The organism is Leisingera sp. McT4-56 (assembly GCF_020514995.1).
Classification (GTDB): Bacteria; Pseudomonadota; Alphaproteobacteria; order Rhodobacterales; family Rhodobacteraceae; genus Leisingera; species Leisingera aquaemixtae_A.
Genome location: NZ_JAJALF010000018.1, coordinates 74710 through 94996, shown reverse-complemented (window position 1 = coordinate 94996; position 20287 = coordinate 74710). Strand labels below are relative to the sequence as shown.

The following is a 20287-nucleotide window of genomic DNA, read 5'->3' as shown; positions in this document are numbered from 1 at the left end:
GATGAAACGCATCCTCTCTTTGGCCCTGCTGGCCCCCTCCAGCGCCTTTGCCGCCACCTTCGAACGCCCGATCCCGCAGCCGCAGACCGAAACCGCGGAATTCTGGTTTCTGATAGGCTCTATCGCCCTGATCGTCAGCCTGGGGTTTGTCCAATACCTGGTCAGCCGGCGATGACACCGCGGCCTTCCTGGCGGCTGCTGGCGGCGCTTTACCCGTTCGGGGCGGGTGCGGCGGCCATCAACATCTTCTTTGCCTCGCTGATTGGCAGCTGGATCGGCTGGCGGGTGCTGACCCCCTACGAATCGGTGGCATGGGGGCTGCTGCTGGGCTTGCCAGTAACCTATGTCTTTGCCCGCCACATCGAGCGGCTGAAGCGGCAGGCGGACGGCGGCTGACCCTCGCGGCGGCATGAAACAGACAAGGCCCTGCACAGCAGGGCCTTGTCTCGTTTTGAGATCAGGCGAACAGCGGAAAAGGCAAGGCGGCCCGTTTTGCGAGGGGGGGTGAGCCGCCTTGCCGCGGGATCAGCCAGCCGCTGCCAAGAGGCCGGCTTCCTCCGCTGCCTTCACCTCGGTCAGATCCGCCTCGCCGTCGGCATCGGCGTCGATGGTCGCAAAGGTTTCCTCTGTCAGGTCGGGAAACACTGCCTGCAGCTCTTCCAGCGAATAGGTGCCATTGCCGTCGGTATCGGCCTCGGTGATGGTATCCATCGCCGCCAGCGGCGAAGCGGCCAAAGCAGCAAAGGCGGCGGTCAGCGCAAATTTGTTCATGTGAGACACTCCATTCAATTGTTTTGGTCTTCCTGAGGCCACGGTCTTCCGCGTGCCGTGGGCCAGTGCTAGGCCGCCGCGGCGCTTGCTTCCATGCTCTTGCCGCAGGGTTGCAGTTTCCGGCGCGGGGCTGCCGGATTGACCCGGTCCGCTCGGCGCTTTGCCGCTCCGGAAACGGGCTGATCCTTTCTCCGCCCACGGCCGGGCACCGCGCTTGCGGTAATCTGCCTGCCGCAAGCGCTGAAATTTCCGCCGCGCGCGTGGAAAAGGCCCGGCAGCCGTCTAGATTGCTAGGTGTGTGCTGAGGAGCGGCGGGTATCGTGGCTGCAAGGACAGAAATCATTACCAGTCTTGATGCGCTGGAAGCGCTGCAGCCTGCCTGGGCAGAGCTGCACGGCGCCTCTGGCGGCGGCCCGTTCTCGTCGATGGATTGGATGCTGGCCTGGACCGCGGCCTTCGGCAGCGAAGCGGTGCCGCGGATCGGCTGTGTGTGGCGTGACGGCCAGCTGACGGCGGCGCTGCCGCTGGGGCTGAAACGGGAACCGCTGTGGCGGGGCGGGCCGCGCCTGCGTAAACTGTCGATGCTGTGCAGCAACCGGGCCGGGTTCCACGATGCGCTGGCGGTTCCGGGGCATGAGGCGGATGCCGCCGCGCTGCTGGAAGAGATGCTGGCGGCCCGGGATTGCGATGTCGCGGATCTGGCCCCGATGCGGGCCGCCGGCGCCTTTGGGTGGATGGCCGCGGCGCACCGCGGCGGCCATTTGCGCAGCCGCCAGCGCCAGGAGCTTCGCGCAGCGCTTTGCCGCCATGACGACGGGCTGGACGCCTGCCTAGCGCGGCGCAGCCGGAAATTCCGCCGCTTGCTGCGGGCCGGGCACCGTGCGCTGCAGCAAAGGGAGCACGAAATCCTGACCGCAGACCGACCGGGCGGCGGCGCGGATCGCATCCTCGACGGGGTGCTGGCCCTGTCGGCGCGCAAAGTCCGCCTGGGCACCGGCGGCGGCAGCAGCCAGCGCACCCGCGTGTTCTTCGAGGAGCTTTGGCGGCGGCTATCGGCCCGCGGCAGGATGGTGCTGCATCTGCTGACCATTGACGGCCGCCCCGCGGCCAGCAGCCTGTGCGCCGAGGCGGGCAGCATATCCTACAGGCTGGCTCTGGACTTCGACGTGACCCATGGCCGGGTATCCCCCGGCCGGATCATGGCCTGGCGGGGGATCGAAACCGCCGTTGCGCGCGGGCTCAAGACCTCCAACACCCTGCGTTCGACGCAGTTTCTGGATCACCTCGGTGACAGTTACGAGACGTTCCACCGGCTGCGGATCTGCCGCCGCTACCGCCGGGCCGACCTGTGGCTGGCGGTGCGGGAACTGCTGCGGCCGGTGGGGCAGAAAGCGCGCAAGCTGCAGCAGCTGGCGCCCCGGAAAAATTCCGCTTTTTTTGGCTGAAAATGCCGGAGGCAGGATGAAACTGCCGTCCCGGCCCGCGGGCATGGCAAAAGGCAGGCCGGCCCGGTCAGCTTAAATCGGCGGCAGGTTTATTGCGACGGGACAGCAAAGCCGCCGTTTAGCGCGCTGACGGCAAGGTCCGGGGCGCTGTTGCGGGTTGCCATGCGCTCCAGGTTGACGATGGTCGACAGCATGATGCGGTCATGGCTCCAGTCGCTGGGGCGCTGCAGCAGCATCGCCGTTGCCAGCACCACGCCGGCCATCGCCAGGGAGACCAGACCCCAGCCCAGCGAGTTCGGCCCCCGCGGCTGAACCGCCGTCACCGCGATGATCCGCCGTTGCAGCGACGCGCCGCGGCGGGTTTCGCGGCGGTCAACCAGCGCCACTGCAGGGCTGCGGCGCATGAACAGGGCCGGGCCGCGGGCTGCATGAGCGCAGGCGCGGATCAGACATTCGCAATAGGCGCGCACATCGAAAGAAGGCCGCGCCATCAGCGCCTGGTCACAGGCAAACTCGCGCAGCAGCCGCACCTCTCGGCGCCACAGGTAAAAGGCCGGGTTCCAGAACAGCAGCGGGCGCAGCATCTCCAGCAGAAACTCGCATTCGATGTCGCGCTGGCGGAAATGCTGCAGCTCATGGGCGATGGTCAGGCGCAGGTCGCGCGGGTCGTTCAGCAGCGACGAGGGCAGCACCACATAGCGGCAAAACGGCCCGCGGGTGGAATAGGCCACGCGGATGTCATCGGACACCATCAGCTGTACCCGGCCGATGCGTTTCCAGACAAAGGCACCCGCCAGATTTTGGCGCAGCCGGAAGACGGAAACCGCCACATGCGCCAGGCAGATCAGCGCCCCGGCGGCAAAGGCTGCGGCAATGGTTTGCGCCCAAGCCGGCTGCAGGCTGGTGAGGCCGCGCACCGCGTCCTCGCGCAGGCCTAGGGTGGCCTCGAACGTGTCGGCGCTCATGCTGACGTTGCCCTGCAAGTACTGCGAAACCAGCATGTCGGAGAAATTCGGCGGATGGGCGATGACGAACCGGGTGAAGGCCAGGATCAGCAGGGGCGAGGCCGCCAGCAGCACCGTCATGCCATTCAACAACCGCAGCTGCGGCCGGTAGGCGCGCCCCAGCGGGCTGCGTGCCAGCGCCTTGCGGGCGGCGAACCACAGCAGGGTGCCCGCCAGCAGCAGGATATTCAGATCAATATAGGCATTCAGCAGAACATCAGCGTTCATTATCCCCCAGCCTTTCCTCCAAGAGCGCCCGCATCTCCTCGAGCATCTCGTCGGTCACATCCTCATCATCGACCAGCCGCGCCACCAATGCGGCGGGCGCGCCGTTGAAAAGCTTGCTCGAAAGGTTTTTCAGAGATGTTTTCTGATACTCTGCCTTGGGAACGGCGGGGCGGTAGACCAGGGAGCGGTCCTTGCGCTCGCTGGTGAGGAAGCCCTTCTGTTCCATGATCTTGAGAACCGTGGCCACCGAGGTGTAGGCGCGTTCCTGCATCTTGTTCAACTCGGCAAGGATATCGCGCACGGTGCCGCCGCCCATGTCCCAGACGACGGTCATGAATTCCAGCTCAACCTCGGTCAGCAGGGAAGTGTCGTGTTTCTTGCGCATCGCCTCGGCAGTCCGGCTCATTTGATCGTTCCAGTCATGCTAGGGGAAGCAGGCTTCCGTGAAAACTATTTTTTTAGAAGATGCGCGGCGGCGGGGCTTTTGTTGTCAAAATGTGTGCTGCCGCGCGAGTCTTCTCAGCAGGTTGCGGGGTGATCGGCCAGTCTTCGGGACGGTGCCTGGCGCATCGGTTCAAGGTTTTGGCTGAGAAGGCCTTGAAGGGCAGGTTTGCCTTCAAGGCCTGTCCCGATTTTGTTTGGGATCGCTGGTCAGACCTTCCAGAAGCAGAAGACGCCCCAGGCGATCGACAGCCCCAGCGGCCACCACAGCGGCATCCCCACCAGTCCCAGCCAGGCCAGGAAGATGTAGGAGGTGCCCAGAAGGCTGATGAACAGCCGGTCGCCGCGGGTGGTGGTGAGGCCGAGCACGCCCTTGCGGGCCGCGCCGCCGGGGTGGCGGATTTCGGCGATGATCAGCACGGCGATGGCGCTGAAGATGCCGATGAACAACAGGGCAGTGGGCCAGGTCCAGGCCATCCATGAAAGCATTACACCCTCCCCATCGCGAAACCCTTCGCGATGTAGTTGCGGACAAACCAGATCACGATGGCGCCCGGAATGATTGTCAGAGTTCCCGCAGCCGCCAGCAGCCCCAGTTCATAACCCGCGCTGGAGGCGGTCTTGGTCATGGTGGCGGCAATCGGCTTGGCGGCGACGGCGGTCAGGGTCTTGGCCAGCAGCAGCTCCACCCAGGAGAACATGAAGCAGAAGAAAGCTGCCACACCCACGCCCGCCTTGATCGACGGCACAAAGATCGTCGCAAAGAAGCGCGGGAAGGAATAGCCGTCGACAAAGGCGGTCTCGTCCAGCTCCTTGGGCACGCCGCCCATGAAGCCTTCCAGGATCCAGACTGCCAGCGGGATGTTGAACAGGCAGTGCGCAAGCGCCACGGCTAGGTGGGTGTCGAACAGTTCGACGGCGGAGTAGAGCTGGAAGAACGGCAGGGCAAAGACGGCCGCAGGCGCCATCCGGTTGGTCAGCAGCCAGAAGAACAGCTGCTTGTCGCCCAGGAACCGGTAGCGGCTGAAGGCGTAGGCCGCCGGCAACGCCACCGCGATGGAGATCACCGTGTTGATCGACACGTAGGCAATCGAGTTGATGTAGCCCCAGTACCAGCTGGGATCGGTGAAGATGGTCGTGTAGTTGTCCAGCGTGAAAGTCTGCGGGAACAGCGAGAAGCCCGACAGGATTTCATTGGTCGTCTTGAAGCTCATCGCCACCAGCCAGTAGATCGGCAGCATCAGGAACAGGATATAGACGATGGGGACAATGGATCGTTTCTGCATCGTGATCCCTCCCTTAGTTCAGGTCGTCCTTGGTCATCAGCGTGTAGAACAGCCAGGAGACCAGGAGCGTGATTGCGAAATAGATGAGCGACATGGCAGCGGCGGGGCCGAGGTCGAACTGGCCAAGCGCGATTTTCACCAGGTCGATCGACAAGAGCGTGGTGGAGTTGCCGGGGCCACCGCCGGTCAGCACGAACGGCTCGGTGTAGATGTTGAAGCTGTCCATGAAGCGCAGCAGGATGGCGATGGTCAGCACCGTCTTCATCTTCGGCAGCTGAATGAACCGGAACACCGCCCAGTTGGAGGCGCCGTCGATCTTGGCCGCCTGGTAATAGGCGTCGGGGATCGACACCAGGCCGGCATAGCTCAGCAGCACCACCAGCGAGGTCCAGTGCCAGACATCCATGGTGACGATGGTCACCCAGGCCGCAACCGGATCCTGCGTCATGTCATAGGAGATGCCCAGCACATGGTTCAGGAAATAGCCCAAGAGGCCGATATCGGGCAGGGTGAAGATGTTCCACATCGCGCCGACCACGTTCCACGGGATCAGCATCGGCAGCGCCATCAGCACCAGGCACACCGGAACCCAGAACCCCTTGCGCGGCATCGACAGCGCAATGGCGATGCCCAGCGGCACCTCGATGATCAGGATCAGGAAGGTGAACATGAACTGGCGGCCAAGCGCCGCGTGGAACCGGTCGGAGCGCAGGATCTGCTGGAACCAGTCCAGGCCCTGCCAGAAGAACACGTTGTCGCCAAAGGTCTCCTGCACCGAGTAGTTGACCACCGTCATCATCGGAATGAGCGCGTTGAAGGCGACCAGCGCCAGCACCGGCAGGACAAAGAACCAGGCTTTCTGGTTTTCGGTTTTCATCAGGCTGCTCCTTGTTCGCCGGTGGCATTGGCCGGGGCAGTGGCAAGCCAGCCGTCCACGTAAAGCCGGGTCATGTCCTGGCGGAAGGCCAGGTGCACGGCGCTGCCTCTTTCCGGCGCGGCGCCTTCGGTCACGGCGTTGATGCGGCAGCCGCCGGCCTCGCATTCCACCACCGTGTGGCGGCCGATGTCAGAGACCTTGGTGACCGTGGCGGGCAGGCCGTGGTCCGCCAGCGAGACGAACTCCGGGCGGATGCCGATTTCGGTCTGGCCGTCTGCTGCACCCCGGATGGGGCCTTCGAGTGCAATCTGCTGGCCGGCAAACACGGCAGCGCCGTGCTGCAGCTCGCAGGGCAGGATGTTCATCCCGGGCGAGCCGATGAAATGGCCGACGAACGTATGCGCAGGGCGCTCGAACAGCTCCACTGGTGTGCCGATCTGCACCACCTCGCCCAGCTGCATCACCACCACCTGATCGGCGAATGTCAGCGCCTCGGTCTGGTCGTGGGTGACGTAGATCATCGTCGCCTTCACCCGCTGGTGCAGCTCCTTCAGCTTGGAGCGCAGCTTCCACTTCAGGTGCGGGTCGATCACGGTGAGCGGCTCGTCGAACATCACAACGTTGACGTCCTCGCGCACCAGGCCGCGGCCCATGGAGATCTTCTGCTTGTTGTCGGGGCTGAGGCCCGCGGCCTTCTGCTCCAGCATCTCGGTGACTTCGAGCATCTCGGCAATTGCCATCACCCGCTTGTGCACGGTGGCCTCGTCCCGGCCGCGGTTCCTGAGCGGGAAGGCCAGGTTGTCGTAAACCGTCATGGTGTCGTAGATCACCGGGAACTGGAACACCTGGGCAATGTTGCGCTGGTCCGGGGGCAGGGCGGTGACGTCGTTGCCGTCGAACAAGATCTGGCCCTCGGACGGCACCAGCAGGCCGGAGATGATGTTGAGCAGGGTGGATTTGCCGCAGCCCGAGGGGCCGAGCAGCGCATAGGCGCCGCCGTCGGTCCAGTCGAGATCGATTTCTTTCAGCGCGTAATCCGAGGCGGATTTGGGCGTTGAAAGATAGCTGTGGCGCAGTTTGGAGAGAGTTATTTTAGCCATTGATGCCTCACGCCGCGCGGCTGCCGTCGGGGGCAAAGAAGTATGCCTGCGCGGGATCCATGTAGAAGTCGTGCAGCTCGCCCACCTGGTAGGGATGGACGCCGTGGGCCAGCGAGACCCAGCTGCCGGAGCCCATGTCGAAATGGGCAGAGCTTTCAGAGCCGGAGAGTTCCGTCACCTGCACTTGGCCTGACAGCTGCACATCGGCGCCGTTGCGGGGCTGCGGCAGCACGTGGTGCGGGCGGATCGCGATGGTGTAGGTGCCGTCGGCCAGCCCGGCGGCGTCGCCGGCCAGCTCCCAGGTGACGCCTGCGCCCAGCCGGGCCATGCTGCCCTGCTTAGTGATCTCGGCGGTGTTGATCGGCGGGTCGGAGAACACCCGTGCCGCATCGACATTGCCGGGGTTGCGGTAGATCTCTGCGGTGGGGCCGAACTGGGTCACCCGGCCGTCACGCATCAGCGCGGTCTTGCCGCCCAGAAGCAGCGCCTCTTCGGGTTCGGAGGTAGCATAGACCACGACCGCGCCGCGGCCGGCAAACAGCTCGGGCAGTTGGTCGCGCAATTCCTCGCGCAGCTTGTAGTCGAGGTTGGCGAGCGGTTCGTCTAGGAACACCGCACGGCTTTCCTTGGCAATCGCCCGGGCCAGGGCGCAGCGCTGCTGCTGGCCGCCGGACAGCTCATGCGGGCGGCGGTGCAGCATAGGCTTCAGCTGCAGGATCGCCGCGGCTTCCTCGACGCGGGCCTCGATTTCCGACTTCGCCATTCCAGCCACCTTCAGCGGCGAGGCGATGTTTTCGAAAACCGTCATATGCGGGTAGTTGATGAAGAACTGATGCACCAGGCTGATGTTGCGCTTCTGGGTGCTGAGACGGCTGACATCCTCGCCATCCATCAGCACCTGGCCGCTGGCCATCGGGTCGAGGCCCGCCATCAGTTTGATAAGAGAGGTCTTTCCGGAGCCGGTGGCGCCGAGGAGGACGTTAAAGTGACCGGGCTCCAGCAGCAGGGAGGTTTCTTTGATGTGCTGAATGGCGCCGACGCGCTTGGTCACACCCTTGAGTTCGAGTGCCATCTTGCTTTGACTTTCCGGCAGGCGGCCTGTTTGCGCGCGGGGCAGGGGCGCGCTCTTGTCTTGGGGAAGAAGGCCCCGGAAGACGGGAAAGGGTCTCCGGGGCCTGATGCAGCCCGGCCAGATGATGGGGATCGCTGGCCGGACCGGGAGGAGGCCTTAGTTGGTTGCCCAGCGGGCTACCAGCTCGTCATAGTTGACGGTCTGGCCCTGCGGCTTCTCGTTCTCCAGCGGCGGTTTGGCGCCGCCATTGGCGTACCACCACTCCGCGTCCTTCTCTTCGTTCAGGCGCGGGCCGCAGCCGCCATAGACATTCGCCTGCTCGTCTGCGCGCTGCATACGGGCCATGGTGATGTCCATTTCCTCGGCCAGACGGTCCATTGCTTCCTGCGGCGTGAAGGCGCCGGAGTTCACGTCACCGATCTGCTGCCACCAGATCTGGGCCAGCTTCGGATAGTCCGGCACGTTGATGCCGGTCGGCGACCATGCCACACGGTCAGGCGAACGGTAGAACTCGACCAGGCCGCCCAGCTTGGGTGCGCGCTCGGTGAAGCTTTCGTGGTTCACGGAAGAATCGCGGATGAAGGTCAGGCCAACGTGCGATTTCTTCACGTCCACGGTCTTGGAGACCACGAACTGGGCATAGAGCCAGGCAGCCTGGGCGCGGTCCAGCGGGGTGGACTTGAGGAAGGTCCAGGAGCCCACGTCCTGATATCCGACCTTCTGGCCTTCTTCCCAGTAGGGGCCGTGCGGGCTGGGCGCCATCCGCCACAGCGGGTTGCCGTCGCCGTCAACGGTGTTGTTGCCTTCGGACTGCGGCTTCACCATGTCGGCGGTGAAGGCGGTGTACCAGAAGATCTGCTGCGCCACGTTGCCCTGGGCCAGTGCCGGCAGCGACTGGTAGAAGTCATAGGACGCGGCACCCGGAGGCGCGTATTTGCGCAGCCATTCGTCCCACTTGCGGATCGCGTAGACCGCTGCCGGGCCGTTTGCCGCGCCGCCGCGGGTCACGCTGGCACCGGCCGGGTTGCAGGAGCCTTCTTCCATGCGGATGCCCCATTCGTCGATCGGCACGCCGTTCGGCTCACCCTTCGAACCGGCACCGGCCATCGACAGCCAGGCATCGGTCATCCGCCAGCCAAGGTCCGGCGCGCGCTTGCCGTAATCCATGTGGCCATAGATCGCGGTGCCGTCGATTTCCTTAACCTGCTCGCTGAAGAACTCGGCGATGTCCTCATATGCGGACCAGTTGACCGGAACACCCAGGTCATAGCCGTACTTTTCCTTGAACGCGGCCTGCAGGTCTTCGCGGTCGAACCAGTCCTTGCGGAACCAGTAGAGGTTCGCGAACTGCTGGTCGGGCAGCTGGTACAGGTCGCCGTCAGGGCCGGTGGTGAACTGGGTGCCCATGAAGTCATCCAGGTCGAGGCCGGGGTTGGTCACGTCCTTGAACTCGCCTGCCATCATGTCGGTCAGGTTGTACGCCAGCTGCAGACGCGAGTGGGTGCCGATCAGGTCGGAGTCATTGACATAGGCGTCATAGAGGTTCCGCTTGGTCTGCATCTGGGTCTGCACGGCCTGAACGACCTCGCCCTCACCCAGGATCTGGTGGTTCACCTTGATGCCGGTGATTTCCTCGAAGGCCTTGGTCAGCACTTCGCTTTCGTAGCTGTGGGTCGGGATGCCTTCCGACAGTACGTTGATTTCCATGCCCTTGTAGGGCTCGGCCGCCTTGATGAACCACTGCAGCTCCGACAGCTGTTCATCCTTGGTCAAAACCGACGGCTGGAATTCTTCATCAATCCATTTTTTGGCCGCCATTTCGTCGGCATAGCCAATTGATCCCGCAACCACCGCACAAACGGCTGCTGCGGAGAGAAGATACTTACGCATCTTTTCCTCCCTGAAAGTCTCTTGAGGCCAGTTGCGCGTTGGCTGCACCTGACTGGCATAGAGCTTTCATAGGTTGGATTATGTTGTCAAACTAATTTTTTAGTAATGAGTAGAGACTTGAATTTATTGCAAAAATTGTGTCGCCATTGGGCGTTCGCGCAATGCCGCAGTGCAGCATCTGCGGTTGTGACGCGGCGGAAATTTCCCTCATGGCGGGATCGGAAAAAACAGTCGCCGCGGCTGGGCTTTGCGTCTAAGGAGGGCAGCATGACGCAAGAAAGCACATTCGAGATCTTCCTGACCGCACCGCCGGGACTGGAACAGGCGCTGCTGGCCGAGGCCAAGGAGCTGGGTTTTGCCACCCCCAAGGCAGTACCGGGCGGGGTCACGGTGCAGGGCAACTGGAGTGAGGTCTGGCGCGCCAACCTGTGCCTGCGCGGCGCCGCGCGGGTACTGGCCCGGATCGGCGAATTCCGCGCCTTCCACCTGGCCCAGCTCGACAAACGGTCGCGCAAGTTTCCCTGGAGCGAGGTGCTGCGCCCGGATGTGCCGGTGAAGGTGGAGGTTGCCACCAACAAGAAGTCCAAGATCTACCACGCCGGCGCCGCTGCCCAGCGTGTGGAAAAGGCAATTGCCGAAACCCTCGGCGCCCCTGTCACTAAGGATGCGGAGCTGACGGTCAAGCTCAGGATTGAGGACAACCTCTGCGTCTTCAGCGTCGACACCTCGGGCGAGGGTCTGCACAAGCGCGGCCACAAATCCGCCGTTGGCAAGGCGCCAATGCGGGAAAACCTCGCTGCTCTGTTCCTGCGCGAATGCGGCTATGACGGGGCTGAGCCGGTGGTGGACCCGATGTGCGGCTCCGGCACCTTCGTGATCGAGGCGGCAGAGATCGCCAAGGGCCTGCTGCCCGGCCGCAGCCGCAGCTTTGCCTTTGAGCAGCTGGCAACTTTTGATGCGGACGCCTGGGCAGAACTGAAGCAGCAAGGCGAGACGCGCGAAACGGGCATGTTGTTCTACGGCTCCGACCGCAACGCGGGCGCCGTGGAGATGGCAGCCGCAAACGCGGATCGGGCGGGCGTGGCCGATTGCACCCGTTTTTCCCAGGCCGCGGTCAGCGACTTGCAGCGCCCGGATGGCCCGCCGGGCCTGGTCATCGTCAACCCGCCCTATGGCGCCCGGATCGGCAACAAGAAACTGCTCTATGCCCTTTACGGCGCATTGGGGCAGGTGCTGACGGAGCGCTTCTCCGGCTGGCGCGTGGGTATCGTCACCTCGGAAACCAGCCTGGCGAAGGCAACCAATCTGCCGTTTCTGCCGTTTGGTGCGCCAGTCGCACACGGCGGTCTGAAAATCCGTCTGTTCAAGACCGCTCCGCTGCCCTGAGGCGGCCGCCCCGGCGGCTCATTTTGTGACGTTTGGTCTCTGTTTCCGGCCTGCGCCCGGCCCGGCTATCCTGCCGGACGGAGCAAAGGGGAGAACCATGCAGCAGGCAGAAGATTTCCGCGCAGAGAGCCGCGCCCTCGCGGCCATCCTTGAGGATCTGCCAGAGGCGGAGTTCCACCGCGAAACCCAGTTCAAGGGCTGGACCATTGATCATGTGCTGGGACACCTGCATCTGTTCAACGCTGCGGCAGAGGCGTCGCTGCAGGGCGAGGACGCCTTTGCCGCCTTCATTGCACCGGTGCTGCGGGACATGCAGGCAGGCCGCTCCATCCTCGAATGCCAGTTTCCCTGGCTGGGCGGCCTCAGCGGCCGGGCCCTGTTTTCGGCCTGGCAGGAAGGGGCGGAGCGCTGCGCCGATGCTTTCGCCGCAGCTGATCCCAAGGCGCGGTTGAAATGGATCGGACCGGACATGAGCGCGCTCAGCTCCGTCACTGCCCGGCAGATGGAGACCTGGGCGCACGGGCAGGAAGTGTTCGACCTTCTGGGGCATGAGCGGCAGGAGCAGGACCGCATCCGCAACATCGCGCATCTGGGGGTGGCGACCTATGGCTGGAGCTTCCGCAACCGAGCGCTGGACGTGCCGGAGCCTGCGCCCTTTGTCCAGCTGACCGGGCCATCGGGGGCGGTCTGGGAATGGAATGCCCCGCAGGACGCGGTTTATGTCAAAGGTTCTGCGGTGGAGTTTGCACGGGTCGTCACTCAGGTGCGCAACATACAGGACACCCGGCTGCAGGTCTCTGGTGCAGCCGCAGAAAACTGGATGCGCATCGCCCAGTGCTTTGCGGGCCCGCCGGAAAACCCGCCGGGCAAGGGGGCGCGTTTCAGGGCAGGCGGCTGAAGCTTCGGCCCCGCGAGGTCTGGAAACCCCGAATAATGCCTGCGCCGCAGACCGGCGCCGTGATCAGTTACCAGCCCAGGCTTTGCTCAGCCCTTCCAGCGTCATGCGGCTCGGGTCTGCCACTGTGACCGGCAGCCCTTGGGCCTCCAGCGCCGCGGCATAAAGCGGCTGCAGCGGCGCCTCCGCCAACAGCGCCGCATTCTGGCCCAGCCAGTAGGGGCGGGCGGCAGCCAGTTCAGCGCCCAGCAGCAGCCCCCAGAGCCTGCCGCGTGCGGTGTCCGCCTGCAGCTGCCCCAGCGCGGCCTCTGCCTGCAGTGCCGCCAGCCGCGCCGCCAGCAGTTCCGGCTTGGCTATGCCATCCGCCGCCGCCTCAGCAAGCGCTTCCTTGCTGCAGTCACCGGCGGCCGCCAGCGCCATCTGCTGTGCCACCGCCGCCGCCAGCTGCCCGGTCAGCGCGCTTTGAAAGCTGACCGCCTCCTTGGCACTGACCTGTACCCAATGGGTCGCACCGGCGCCCGGCAGGCAGATCACCCCGTCCCAATCCGGGTTCAGCTGCAAAAAGCCGCGGAGCCGGGCCGCCGCGCCCTGCATCAGACCCGCGGGCGACGGCTGGCAAAGCCCCGGCAGGGCATGGACGGTCAGCTCTTCCAGAAGTGTCGCGGCCAATGGCAGCTCCGCGGGCACTGCGGGCACTGCCTGCGGCGGCACCAAACTGCTGCCGCCCAGCACAACCGGCTGCGCCGCGCCTGCCAGCATCTGCCGCAAACCGGCGGCCAGCGCCGCCGGGCGGCTGTCCGGCAGCTGCAGCACCTGCGCCGGGCCTGCGGTGCTGCCGCTAACGGTCCAGGCGGTCAGTGTGTTCGCGTCCAGATTGGCGGCCAGCCAGCTGGCGCCGCTGCCGGGAGGTTGCATGATGCCCTCGCTTTTCTGCCATCGCTTTGCGCTGGCTTATGGCGGTGTTTCCGGGCTCCGGCAAGTGTCCAGCCGTTCGGGCCGCTGCCTTGGCTCAGCCTTTGCGGTCCGGGCGCGGGGCCATGCGGGTCCTGTGCTGCTGAGCGGTGATCTGCCGCGCGCTATTTCGGGGGCATTGCGCAAATCCCGGGCAGTGCGCCAATTGCGGGCAAAGGGCTGTTCCCGCTTTGGAACCGCCATTTCGCCGCGTAATTACGAAACCTTTGCATTCGGATACTGCCCGGCGGGCTGCACAGCAATATCGGGATATGCCCGCAGCACGGGTGAAGCTCCTTCTGCCGGGACGCCTTGATTCTGCCACACATTTACCGGCATGCTCAACAAATCCGGAGAAATCGACCCACTGTTTCCTCCTTTGCCTTGTTAAACGTGCGAATTCGGGCCATTTTCCCGCAAGATCCAGTTTTTACGCGCAATTGTCTAAATTTGTCTTAATTAGGGCAGAGTGCTGAAAGGCACCGCCGCCGGGGAATTGGCGGCAGCTGAAGAGCAGCGCGGGCGCGTGGGGGCGCGCCCCGTTTCGAACCTGAAAATCAGTAGCGGCAATCCGTGGCCATTGGCTTGCGGGCTGTCAGGTCGAGTTTTGAACGCCCGCCGCGTCCGGCGGCGGCCCAGCCGGGTGAATCGGCTGGAATGAGGGGAAATGGAATGAGAAATGCGGTTCCCGGAGGGGCGGGGCTGACTTTTGCAAGGGCTGAGGCAAAGGGCGGGCAGGCTGCCGGCACCGTTCCCTTTCTCCACCCGCTCCGCATGCAGCCGGCAAACATGAATGCCGCGCTCAAAAACCTTGCTCCGGCACGGCAGCCCGAACCCGGGACAGGCAGCAGGGCGTACTCCGCGGGCGGCAAACGGGTTCTGGACCTGCTGCTGGTCCTGCTGAGCCTGCCGGTCGTGCTGCCGATTATCGCGCTGTGTGCCGCTGCGCTGTGGCTGGAAGGCGGGCGGCCGTTCTACACCCAGGCGCGGCTGGGCCGCGGCGGCCAGCAGTTCCGCATTCTGAAGCTGCGCACCATGGTGCGGGACGCCGATCAGCTGCTGCAGCATTACCTGGAAAGCGATCCGGCGCTGCGCCGGGAATGGGACGAGACCCAAAAGCTCAAGAACGATCCGCGGATCACCCCGGTCGGCCGGGTTCTGCGCGCCACCTCGCTGGATGAGCTGCCGCAGCTGTGGAACGTGGCCGCGGGCGACATGAGCCTGGTCGGCCCGCGCCCGATGATGCCGGAGCAGCTGCCGCTGTATGGAGACGCCTCTGCCTATTTCAGCCTGCGGCCGGGAATCACCGGCCTCTGGCAGGTTTCTGTCCGCAACGAGGGCAGTTTTGCCTGCCGCGCTCAGGCGGATGCGGACTACCGGCGCCGGCTGTCGCTGGGCCGCGATCTGGCGCTGATCTGGCGGACCGGCAAAGTGGTGCTGAAGGGGACGGGATATTAACGCCTTTGTGGTCTGCTGCCCCGGCGCCTGAGGCGCAGGCAGCGGATCCGCCGGCCATTGCAGGGAGCGCGGATGTGAAGCATTTTACGGTATCAGGGGCCGTTGCCGCCAGCCCGGTGCGCGGCCCGCAGACCATGCGGGAGATTGACGAGGACGGCATGACCGAGCAAGGCTTCAAGCGGTTCCGCCGCCGCCGTGCCCCGGCGGCCGCCACGCCTTCCTCCGCAGGCGCGGACGCTGGCCGCCCGCTGGCCGCTCCTGTCTCAGTCGGCTCCGCTCAGCTGCCTGCCACCCTGCCGGAACCCTGGGAGCGGATTGCCCGGGTTCCTTTCGACGGCGCTGCCCAGGAACGGTCACGCCTGCCGCTGGTCAGCCGGTTCCGCACTGCGCCTGCGGCCAAATCCTTTGACCTGTTGCGCACCCGGCTGCTGCACACCCTCAAGGCGCGCGGCTGGAAGCGGGTCGCCGTCACTGCCCCCGCGTCGGGCTGCGGCACAACGTTTTCGGCTGTCAACCTGGCGCTCAGCCTGGCCCGGGTGCCGGGCAGCCGCACCGTGCTGATGGATATGAATTTCCGCCGCCCCGGGGTGGCGCAGGCGATGGGGCTGCAGGCGCCGGGGGATATGTCCGGCCTCCTGTCTGGTGCCGTCCGGATGGAGGATCACCTGCTGCGGCCGCTGCCGTCGCTGGCGGTCGGGCTGAACGTCATGGCGGGGCAGGATGCTGCCGAAATCCTGCACGGCCGCAGCTGCGCCGAGGCGGTGGACGATCTGATGCTGCGCAGCGGTGCCGATACCGCCCTGTTCGATCTGCCGCCGGTGCTGGAGCATGACGATACTGCCGCCTTTCTGCCGCAGGTGGACGGGGTGCTGCTGATCTCCGACGGCACCAGCACCACCGCCGCGCAGCTGGCCGCCTGCGAGAAGATGCTGGCAGGCCACACCCAGCTTCTAGGCGTGGTGCTGAACCGGGCGCGCACGTCGGACAGCCCGCTGAACTGAGTGCTGAAACGCCATAGTTTCGCCCGGTTGCTATGGTTATAACCGGGCGTCGGCCCCTGTGCGGCCGGCAGGCATTGGAATAGGCCGGGCAGACCGGCGGGTTGAGAGCAGGCAGATGGGGCCGATATACACGCTGGGCGATTTTCTCGACATGGTGCGGCGCAGGCTGTTCACCATTGCCTGCGTGTTTGTGATTGGCTGCCTGGTGTCGCTGTGGTTTGCCGCCAGCCAGCAGCATGAATACGAAACCGCCGAAGTGCTGCAGATCACCCAGCCGCAGATTGCCGGAGAGCTGGCCAAATCCACCGTCGAAGGCTCCTCTGCCCGCCGCATGCAGCTGATTGAACAGCGCCTGATGGCGCGGGGCACCCTGCTGGAAATCATCGGGAAATTCGGCCTCTATGCCGATCAGGAGTCGCTGACCGAATTGCAGAAGGTGGTGCAGCTGCGGACCGCGGTGCAGATCACCGGTGTTGCCGCTGCCCGCGAAGGCTTTGCCGACGACGGAACCATCTCGGTGCTGACCATCACCGCCCGGATGCCCACGGCGGAACAGGCGCAGCAGGTCGCCAGCGAATTCGGCCGCCGCACGATTGAGCTCAGCATTGCCACCCGCATCGACCAGGCCCGCGAGACCCTCAGCTTCTTTGCCGAGAAAGAGGCCGCCCTGGCGGATCAGGTCGCGGCGCTGGAGGATGAGATCGCGGCCTACCGCAACGAAAATGACGTGACTTTGCCGGGCACCATCGAATTCCGCCGGGCTGAAATCGCCGCGATGAACGAAGGCTTGCTGGAAATCGCCCGCGAGCGGATCGAGATCCGCCGCGCTGCCGACCAGGCCCAGGCAACAGAGCGTCCTGCCACCGCCCGCCGCTTGCAGGAGGAGGCGGAGCAGCGTCTTGCCACCCTGGACGCGCAGGAGGCGCTGCTGACGCAGCGCAAGGCCGGGCTCGAGGCTTCCTTGCAGACAACCCCGGAGGTGGAGCGCCAGCTGGGCGCCTATGACCGGCGGCTGGAGCAGCTGCAGGGGGAATTGGCACAGATGACCGCCCGCCGCAACGAGGCCGAGGTCGGCTTCCGGCTTGAGACCAGCCATCAGGCAGAGCGGCTGACAGTGATCGAACCGGCGCCGCTGCCGGACTACCCGGTGACCGGCGCCCGCAAGACCAAGGCGCTGATGGGGGCTGCCGCCAGTGTTCTTCTGGCGCTGCTGGCCGCCTTTTTGCAGGAACTGCGCCACCCGGTGCTGCGCACCGCCGCGCAGATGGAGCGGGAAACCGGTCTGGTGCCGGTGGTCTCGATCCCGGTGATGGAAACCCGCCCGCCGCGCCGCGGGGTGATCGGATTGTTCCGGCGCAAGGCCTGAGCAGCGCTGCCTGCTCCCGGCAACACCTCTGTAAACCGCCTGCCGCGCCCGCGGCAGTCACGCGTTCGCCCAGGCGGGCGCGTTCCGCTCCCGTCTGGGTGAACACTCAACGACTTGACTTAATCAGCGGCGCTGCCTGAACTGATTGGCGAATAATGGTGTGCTCAGTGCGCATTCAGCGCCGCCGCCATCGCAGCGGCCTCCGTCCAATGCCAGCTCAGCGCCGCGCCGCCTGCAATGACGGCCAGCAGCGCATAACCCGCATCATGCAGCGGGTCCCAGACGTGATGCCTGCGCGCCAGCCGCAACAGCACCGGATAGGCCGCCAGCATAGCCAGCCCCAGCGCCGCAATGCCGCCTGCCAAGCCGAACCAGGCCACGCCGCCCAAGAAAAGCCCCGTCTGCAGGCAGGCCCGCGCGGCGGAAAACACAAAGAAGCCGCGGCTGTCGCCCGCCGCCAGCGCCGCCTGGTCATAGGTCATGGTGATCACCGCAGGCGCCAGCGCCAGCGCGATCAGCACGATCATCGGCCCGGCCTGCAGGTACCGGTCGTCATAAAGGAACTGCACCAGCCACGGCCCGGCCCAGGCCATCAGCAGCAGCAATCCCAGGATGCCGCCCGTCAGCCCGCAACGCAGCTGCCGCTGCCGCCGCAGGTTCTCCGGCGCCTCCCTGGCAGGTTTGTCGCGGTAAACCGGGATCATCAGCCGCTGGTTCACCGCATGGCCCAGAAGCATGGGAAAGCTCGCCAGGAAATAGCCGATGTTGTAGATCCCCAGCACCTCCAGCGGCACGAACTTGCCCAGGATCGCCCGGTCCCCCTGCGAGGTCAGGAACCAGAAGGCGGTGGACAGGAAAATCCACTTGCCGAAATGAATGAGCTCCCGTGCCGCCGCCTTCTCCCAGCGGAACCGGTTGGCCGCCCCCGGCAGGCCGTAGTGGCACAGCGTCAGCTTGGCCGCAGCCTGAATGACCCCGCCCAGCACCAGCGCGATCACGGACTGTGTGGCCAGCGCCAGTACAATCATCGCCGCCAGCCCGATGGCCTGGCCCGCCAGGTCCAGGGCCGTGACCCGCCCTGCCAGCAGATGCCGGTGCGCGGTTTCGATCCGGGTGGGGTTGAAGCCGGCGATGGCCAAGCCCGCGCCGGCAATGGGGAGGTAGATCAGCAGCTCCGGCGCGCCGTAAAACGCGGCCGCGGGCCAGGCCAGGAGCGCGGTCAGCGCCCACAGCCCAAAGCCGCGGATCACCTGGATGGTCCAGGCGGTGTCCAGGAACGCCGGATCGTCGCCGCGCCTGTTCTGCGCGATTGACGGCCCGATGCCCACGTCCGAAAACAGCGACAGACCCACCGTCACCACCGTGACCAGCGCCATCAGGCCAAAGGCCTCGGGAAACAGGATACGCGTCAGGATCAGGTTGGAGGCCAGCCGCAGGGCCTGGCTGCCGCCATATCCGATCATCAGCCAGGAGGCTGAGCGCAGCACCCGCGCCATCATCCCCTGTCCGGCAAAGAGCGAAGCAACCCGCTGCATGTCCGCGCAATTCCCCAAAACTCCGGTGCCGCAGGCTAGGCGGGCCGGGCAGGGGCGTCAATTGCGCGGGCGCCCGCGGCGGTGCCAGGCTGTGCAAGCAGCAGAAATTCTTCAACAATCCCGACGCCTGTGCCGCATTCTCCACGCCTGCGGGACAAGCGGTGCCGGGCGCTGGGCAAGCCGCCAAACCGCCGCTAACCTGCCGCGGATACATGCCTTTGCCGGGAATTCTCTGCGTTGAAAATCGCTTATGTCCTGAACACCTATCCGCAGCCCTCGCACAGCTTCATCCGCCGTGAGCTGCAGGCGCTGGAGCAGCAGGGCGCGGCGGTCCTGCGCCTGGCAATGCGGCCCTCTGATACCGCGCTGGCCGACCCCGGCGATCAGGCAGAGGCCTCGCGCACGGAATATGTGCTGAAGGCTGGCCCGGGCCGCCTTCTGGCGGCGCTGGTGCAGGAGGCCTTGGCGGCACCGCGCCGTTTTTCAAAGGCGCTGGCGCTGGCGTTTCAACTGGCACGCGCCTCGGACAAGGGAGTGCTGCGTCACCTCATCTATCTGGGTGAAGCGGCCCATGTGAAACAGCGCTGCGCGGCGGAAGGCGTGCAGCACATGCACGCGCATTTCGGCACCAATTCCGCGGCGGTGGCGATGCTGGCGCATGTGCTGGGCGGTCCCGCCTACAGTTTCACCGTGCACGGCCCGGAAGAATTCGACGCGCCCCATGCGCTGTCGCTGGGAGAGAAGATCAGCCGTGCCGCCTTCACCGTGGCGGTCAGCAGTTTCGGCAAGAGCCAGCTGAGCCGCTGGGCGCCTTTTGGCAAATGGGACAGCCTGAAGGTGGTGCATTGCGGCATCGAGCCGGAGCGTTTCGCGGACCCCGCGCCGCTGCCCGGGGGGGCGCTGCGGCTGGCCGCCATCGGGAGGTTTGTTGAGCAGAAGGGCCAGATGGTGCTGGTCCGCGCCATGGCGCAGTTGGTGGAGAAAATCCCGGATGTGCATCTGGCGCTGATCGGCGACGGCGGGATGCGTCCGGACCTGGAAGCCGCGATCGCTGATCACGGGCTGCAGCAGAACATCACCCTCACCGGCTGGCTGGCAGAGGACGGCGTGCGACGGGAACTGGCCCGCGCCCATGCGCTGGTGATGCCCTCCTTTGCCGAGGGCCTGCCGATGGTGGTGATGGAGGCGATGGCCGCCGCCCGCCCGGTGATCGCGACCTATATCGCCGGCACGCCGGAACTGGTGGTGCCGGGTCAGACCGGCTGGCTGGTGCCTGCGGGTGATGAAGCGGCGCTGGCAGAGGCGGTTCTGCAGCTGGCGAAAACCCCGCCGGATCAACGGGCCGAGATGGGGCAGGCCGGCCGCGCCCGGGTGCTGGAGCGCCACGACAGCGCCAAGGAGGCGGCGCGGCTGGCCGCGCATGTCCGCCAGGCCATTTCCGGGTAGCAGCCGCGGCACTCCCGCCCGCCGCCGGTGCATCAGCAGACGCTCCGCTCCCGCTGAGCCTGGCCCAAGGCCGCCAAGGGTGTTCCGGCGCAGCCAGGGCATCCTGCGGGCGCGGGAGCATCTCGGCCTTTGGGC

The 20287-nt window shown here is 65.5% G+C and carries 20 protein-coding genes; 9 read left to right on the top strand and 11 right to left on the bottom strand.

Annotated features, from left to right (window positions below):
- The first annotated feature begins 1 nt into the window (after position 1).
- Positions 2 to 175 (top strand): hypothetical protein, encoded by a 174-nt coding sequence (locus LHL23_RS17595; protein ID WP_167592837.1) that lies wholly within the window; start codon positions 2 to 4, stop codon positions 173 to 175.
- The gene (locus LHL23_RS17590) at positions 172 to 396 is read left to right on the top strand and encodes an NnrT protein (protein WP_226430904.1); all 225 of its coding nucleotides are present in this window, start codon (positions 172 to 174) and stop codon (positions 394 to 396) included. The genes LHL23_RS17595 and LHL23_RS17590 overlap by 4 nt, the downstream gene beginning before the upstream one ends.
- Positions 397 to 525: 129 nt before the next feature.
- Here LHL23_RS17590 and LHL23_RS17585 read toward each other — a convergent pair whose 3' ends face one another.
- Complete coding sequence (locus tag LHL23_RS17585; RefSeq protein WP_226430903.1) at positions 526 to 771, bottom strand: EF-hand domain-containing protein; 246 nt, start codon at positions 769 to 771, stop codon at positions 526 to 528.
- Positions 772 to 1091: 320 nt separating this feature from the next.
- On the opposite strand from LHL23_RS17585, the gene LHL23_RS23575 reads away from it, so the two are divergent.
- Positions 1092 to 2216: a GNAT family N-acetyltransferase gene (locus LHL23_RS23575; RefSeq protein ID WP_226430902.1), complete on the top strand. Its 1125-nt coding sequence runs from the start codon at positions 1092 to 1094 to the stop codon at positions 2214 to 2216.
- 89 nt (positions 2217 to 2305) lie between these two features.
- Here the strand turns inward: LHL23_RS23575 and LHL23_RS17575 are convergent, their stop codons facing one another.
- The 8 genes from LHL23_RS17575 to LHL23_RS17540 form a co-directional block, all read right to left on the bottom strand.
- Complete coding sequence (locus LHL23_RS17575) at positions 2306 to 3448, bottom strand: M56 family metallopeptidase (protein ID WP_226430901.1); 1143 nt, start codon at positions 3446 to 3448, stop codon at positions 2306 to 2308.
- Entirely contained in the window at positions 3438 to 3854 is a 417-nt protein-coding gene (locus tag LHL23_RS17570) for a BlaI/MecI/CopY family transcriptional regulator (RefSeq protein ID WP_019298165.1), read from the bottom strand. Before LHL23_RS17570 ends, LHL23_RS17575 begins: the two co-directional genes overlap by 11 nt.
- Before the next feature lie 245 nt (positions 3855 to 4099).
- Entirely contained in the window at positions 4100 to 4378 is a 279-nt protein-coding gene (locus tag LHL23_RS17565; RefSeq protein ID WP_226430900.1) for a DUF2160 domain-containing protein, read from the bottom strand.
- Positions 4378 to 5175, bottom strand: coding sequence for a carbohydrate ABC transporter permease (locus tag LHL23_RS17560; RefSeq protein WP_226430899.1), 798 nt, complete (start codon positions 5173 to 5175; stop codon positions 4378 to 4380). The genes LHL23_RS17565 and LHL23_RS17560 overlap by 1 nt, the downstream gene beginning before the upstream one ends.
- Positions 5176 to 5188: 13 nt before the next feature.
- Entirely contained in the window at positions 5189 to 6052 is an 864-nt protein-coding gene (locus LHL23_RS17555; RefSeq protein WP_039189202.1) for a carbohydrate ABC transporter permease, read from the bottom strand.
- The gene (locus tag LHL23_RS17550) at positions 6052 to 7152 is read right to left on the bottom strand and encodes an ABC transporter ATP-binding protein (protein ID WP_226430898.1); all 1101 of its coding nucleotides are present in this window, start codon (positions 7150 to 7152) and stop codon (positions 6052 to 6054) included. Before LHL23_RS17550 ends, LHL23_RS17555 begins: the two co-directional genes overlap by 1 nt.
- A gap of 7 nt (positions 7153 to 7159) precedes the next feature.
- Positions 7160 to 8224 (bottom strand): ABC transporter ATP-binding protein, encoded by a 1065-nt coding sequence (locus LHL23_RS17545; RefSeq protein WP_226430897.1) that lies wholly within the window; start codon positions 8222 to 8224, stop codon positions 7160 to 7162.
- Between the two features lie 156 nt (positions 8225 to 8380).
- On the bottom strand, positions 8381 to 10114 hold the full coding sequence (locus LHL23_RS17540) for an ABC transporter substrate-binding protein (RefSeq protein WP_222482311.1): 1734 nt from the start codon (positions 10112 to 10114) through the stop codon (positions 8381 to 8383).
- A gap of 267 nt (positions 10115 to 10381) precedes the next feature.
- Here LHL23_RS17540 and LHL23_RS17535 point away from each other — a divergent pair, with 267 nt between their 5' ends.
- Both LHL23_RS17535 and LHL23_RS17530 read left to right on the top strand, forming a co-directional pair.
- Complete coding sequence (locus LHL23_RS17535) at positions 10382 to 11500, top strand: THUMP domain-containing class I SAM-dependent RNA methyltransferase (protein WP_226430896.1); 1119 nt, start codon at positions 10382 to 10384, stop codon at positions 11498 to 11500.
- 97 nt (positions 11501 to 11597) lie between these two features.
- A complete protein-coding gene (locus tag LHL23_RS17530; RefSeq protein WP_226430895.1) occupies positions 11598 to 12398 on the top strand; it encodes a TIGR03084 family metal-binding protein in 801 nt (266 codons plus the stop codon).
- Positions 12399 to 12461: 63 nt separating this feature from the next.
- Here LHL23_RS17530 and LHL23_RS17525 read toward each other — a convergent pair whose 3' ends face one another.
- Positions 12462 to 13310 (bottom strand): 2-dehydro-3-deoxygalactonokinase, encoded by an 849-nt coding sequence (locus LHL23_RS17525; protein WP_226430894.1) that lies wholly within the window; start codon positions 13308 to 13310, stop codon positions 12462 to 12464.
- Between the two features lie 810 nt (positions 13311 to 14120).
- Between LHL23_RS17525 and LHL23_RS17520 the strand changes: the two genes are divergently transcribed.
- The 3 genes from LHL23_RS17520 to LHL23_RS17510 all read left to right on the top strand — a co-directional run bounded on the left by LHL23_RS17520 (position 14121) and on the right by LHL23_RS17510 (position 17171).
- Positions 14121 to 14804, top strand: a complete 684-nt coding sequence (locus tag LHL23_RS17520) for a sugar transferase (protein WP_226430893.1) — start codon at positions 14121 to 14123, stop codon at positions 14802 to 14804.
- A gap of 74 nt (positions 14805 to 14878) precedes the next feature.
- On the top strand, positions 14879 to 15805 hold the full coding sequence (locus tag LHL23_RS17515; RefSeq protein WP_226430892.1) for an exopolysaccharide biosynthesis protein: 927 nt from the start codon (positions 14879 to 14881) through the stop codon (positions 15803 to 15805).
- A 115-nt stretch (positions 15806 to 15920) separates the two neighbouring features.
- The gene (locus tag LHL23_RS17510; RefSeq protein WP_226430891.1) at positions 15921 to 17171 is read left to right on the top strand and encodes a DUF874 domain-containing protein; all 1251 of its coding nucleotides are present in this window, start codon (positions 15921 to 15923) and stop codon (positions 17169 to 17171) included.
- Between the two features lie 164 nt (positions 17172 to 17335).
- Here LHL23_RS17510 and LHL23_RS17505 read toward each other — a convergent pair whose 3' ends face one another.
- Positions 17336 to 18706 carry an oligosaccharide flippase family protein gene (locus LHL23_RS17505; protein WP_226430890.1) on the bottom strand — a complete coding sequence of 457 codons (1371 nt, stop codon included), beginning with the start codon at positions 18704 to 18706 and terminating at the stop codon, positions 17336 to 17338.
- A gap of 237 nt (positions 18707 to 18943) precedes the next feature.
- On the opposite strand from LHL23_RS17505, the gene LHL23_RS17500 reads away from it, so the two are divergent.
- A complete protein-coding gene (locus tag LHL23_RS17500) occupies positions 18944 to 20152 on the top strand; it encodes a glycosyltransferase (RefSeq protein ID WP_226430889.1) in 1209 nt (402 codons plus the stop codon).
- The last annotated feature ends 135 nt before the right edge of the window (positions 20153 to 20287 follow it).

Bases quoted from the DNA above. Each gene is read 5' to 3' on its own strand.
- LHL23_RS17595 (WP_167592837.1), top strand. From the start codon at position 2: ATGAAACGCATCCTCTCTTTGGCCCTGCTGGCCCCCTCCAGCGCCTTT.
- LHL23_RS17590 (WP_226430904.1), top strand. From the start codon at position 172: ATGACACCGCGGCCTTCCTGGCGGCTGCTGGCGGCGCTTTACCCGTTC.
- LHL23_RS17585 (WP_226430903.1), bottom strand. From the start codon at position 771: ATGAACAAATTTGCGCTGACCGCCGCCTTTGCTGCTTTGGCCGCTTCG.
- LHL23_RS17575 (WP_226430901.1), bottom strand. From the start codon at position 3,448: ATGAACGCTGATGTTCTGCTGAATGCCTATATTGATCTGAATATCCTG.
- LHL23_RS17570 (WP_019298165.1), bottom strand. From the start codon at position 3,854: ATGAGCCGGACTGCCGAGGCGATGCGCAAGAAACACGACACTTCCCTG.
- LHL23_RS17565 (WP_226430900.1), bottom strand. From the start codon at position 4,378: ATGCTTTCATGGATGGCCTGGACCTGGCCCACTGCCCTGTTGTTCATC.
- LHL23_RS17560 (WP_226430899.1), bottom strand. From the start codon at position 5,175: ATGCAGAAACGATCCATTGTCCCCATCGTCTATATCCTGTTCCTGATG.
- LHL23_RS17555 (WP_039189202.1), bottom strand. From the start codon at position 6,052: ATGAAAACCGAAAACCAGAAAGCCTGGTTCTTTGTCCTGCCGGTGCTG.
- LHL23_RS17550 (WP_226430898.1), bottom strand. From the start codon at position 7,152: ATGGCTAAAATAACTCTCTCCAAACTGCGCCACAGCTATCTTTCAACG.
- LHL23_RS17545 (WP_226430897.1), bottom strand. From the start codon at position 8,224: ATGGCACTCGAACTCAAGGGTGTGACCAAGCGCGTCGGCGCCATTCAG.
- LHL23_RS17540 (WP_222482311.1), bottom strand. From the start codon at position 10,114: ATGCGTAAGTATCTTCTCTCCGCAGCAGCCGTTTGTGCGGTGGTTGCG.
- LHL23_RS17535 (WP_226430896.1), top strand. From the start codon at position 10,382: ATGACGCAAGAAAGCACATTCGAGATCTTCCTGACCGCACCGCCGGGA.
- LHL23_RS17530 (WP_226430895.1), top strand. From the start codon at position 11,598: ATGCAGCAGGCAGAAGATTTCCGCGCAGAGAGCCGCGCCCTCGCGGCC.
- LHL23_RS17525 (WP_226430894.1), bottom strand. From the start codon at position 13,310: ATGCAACCTCCCGGCAGCGGCGCCAGCTGGCTGGCCGCCAATCTGGAC.
- LHL23_RS17520 (WP_226430893.1), top strand. From the start codon at position 14,121: ATGCAGCCGGCAAACATGAATGCCGCGCTCAAAAACCTTGCTCCGGCA.
- LHL23_RS17510 (WP_226430891.1), top strand. From the start codon at position 15,921: ATGGGGCCGATATACACGCTGGGCGATTTTCTCGACATGGTGCGGCGC.
- LHL23_RS17505 (WP_226430890.1), bottom strand. From the start codon at position 18,706: ATGCAGCGGGTTGCTTCGCTCTTTGCCGGACAGGGGATGATGGCGCGG.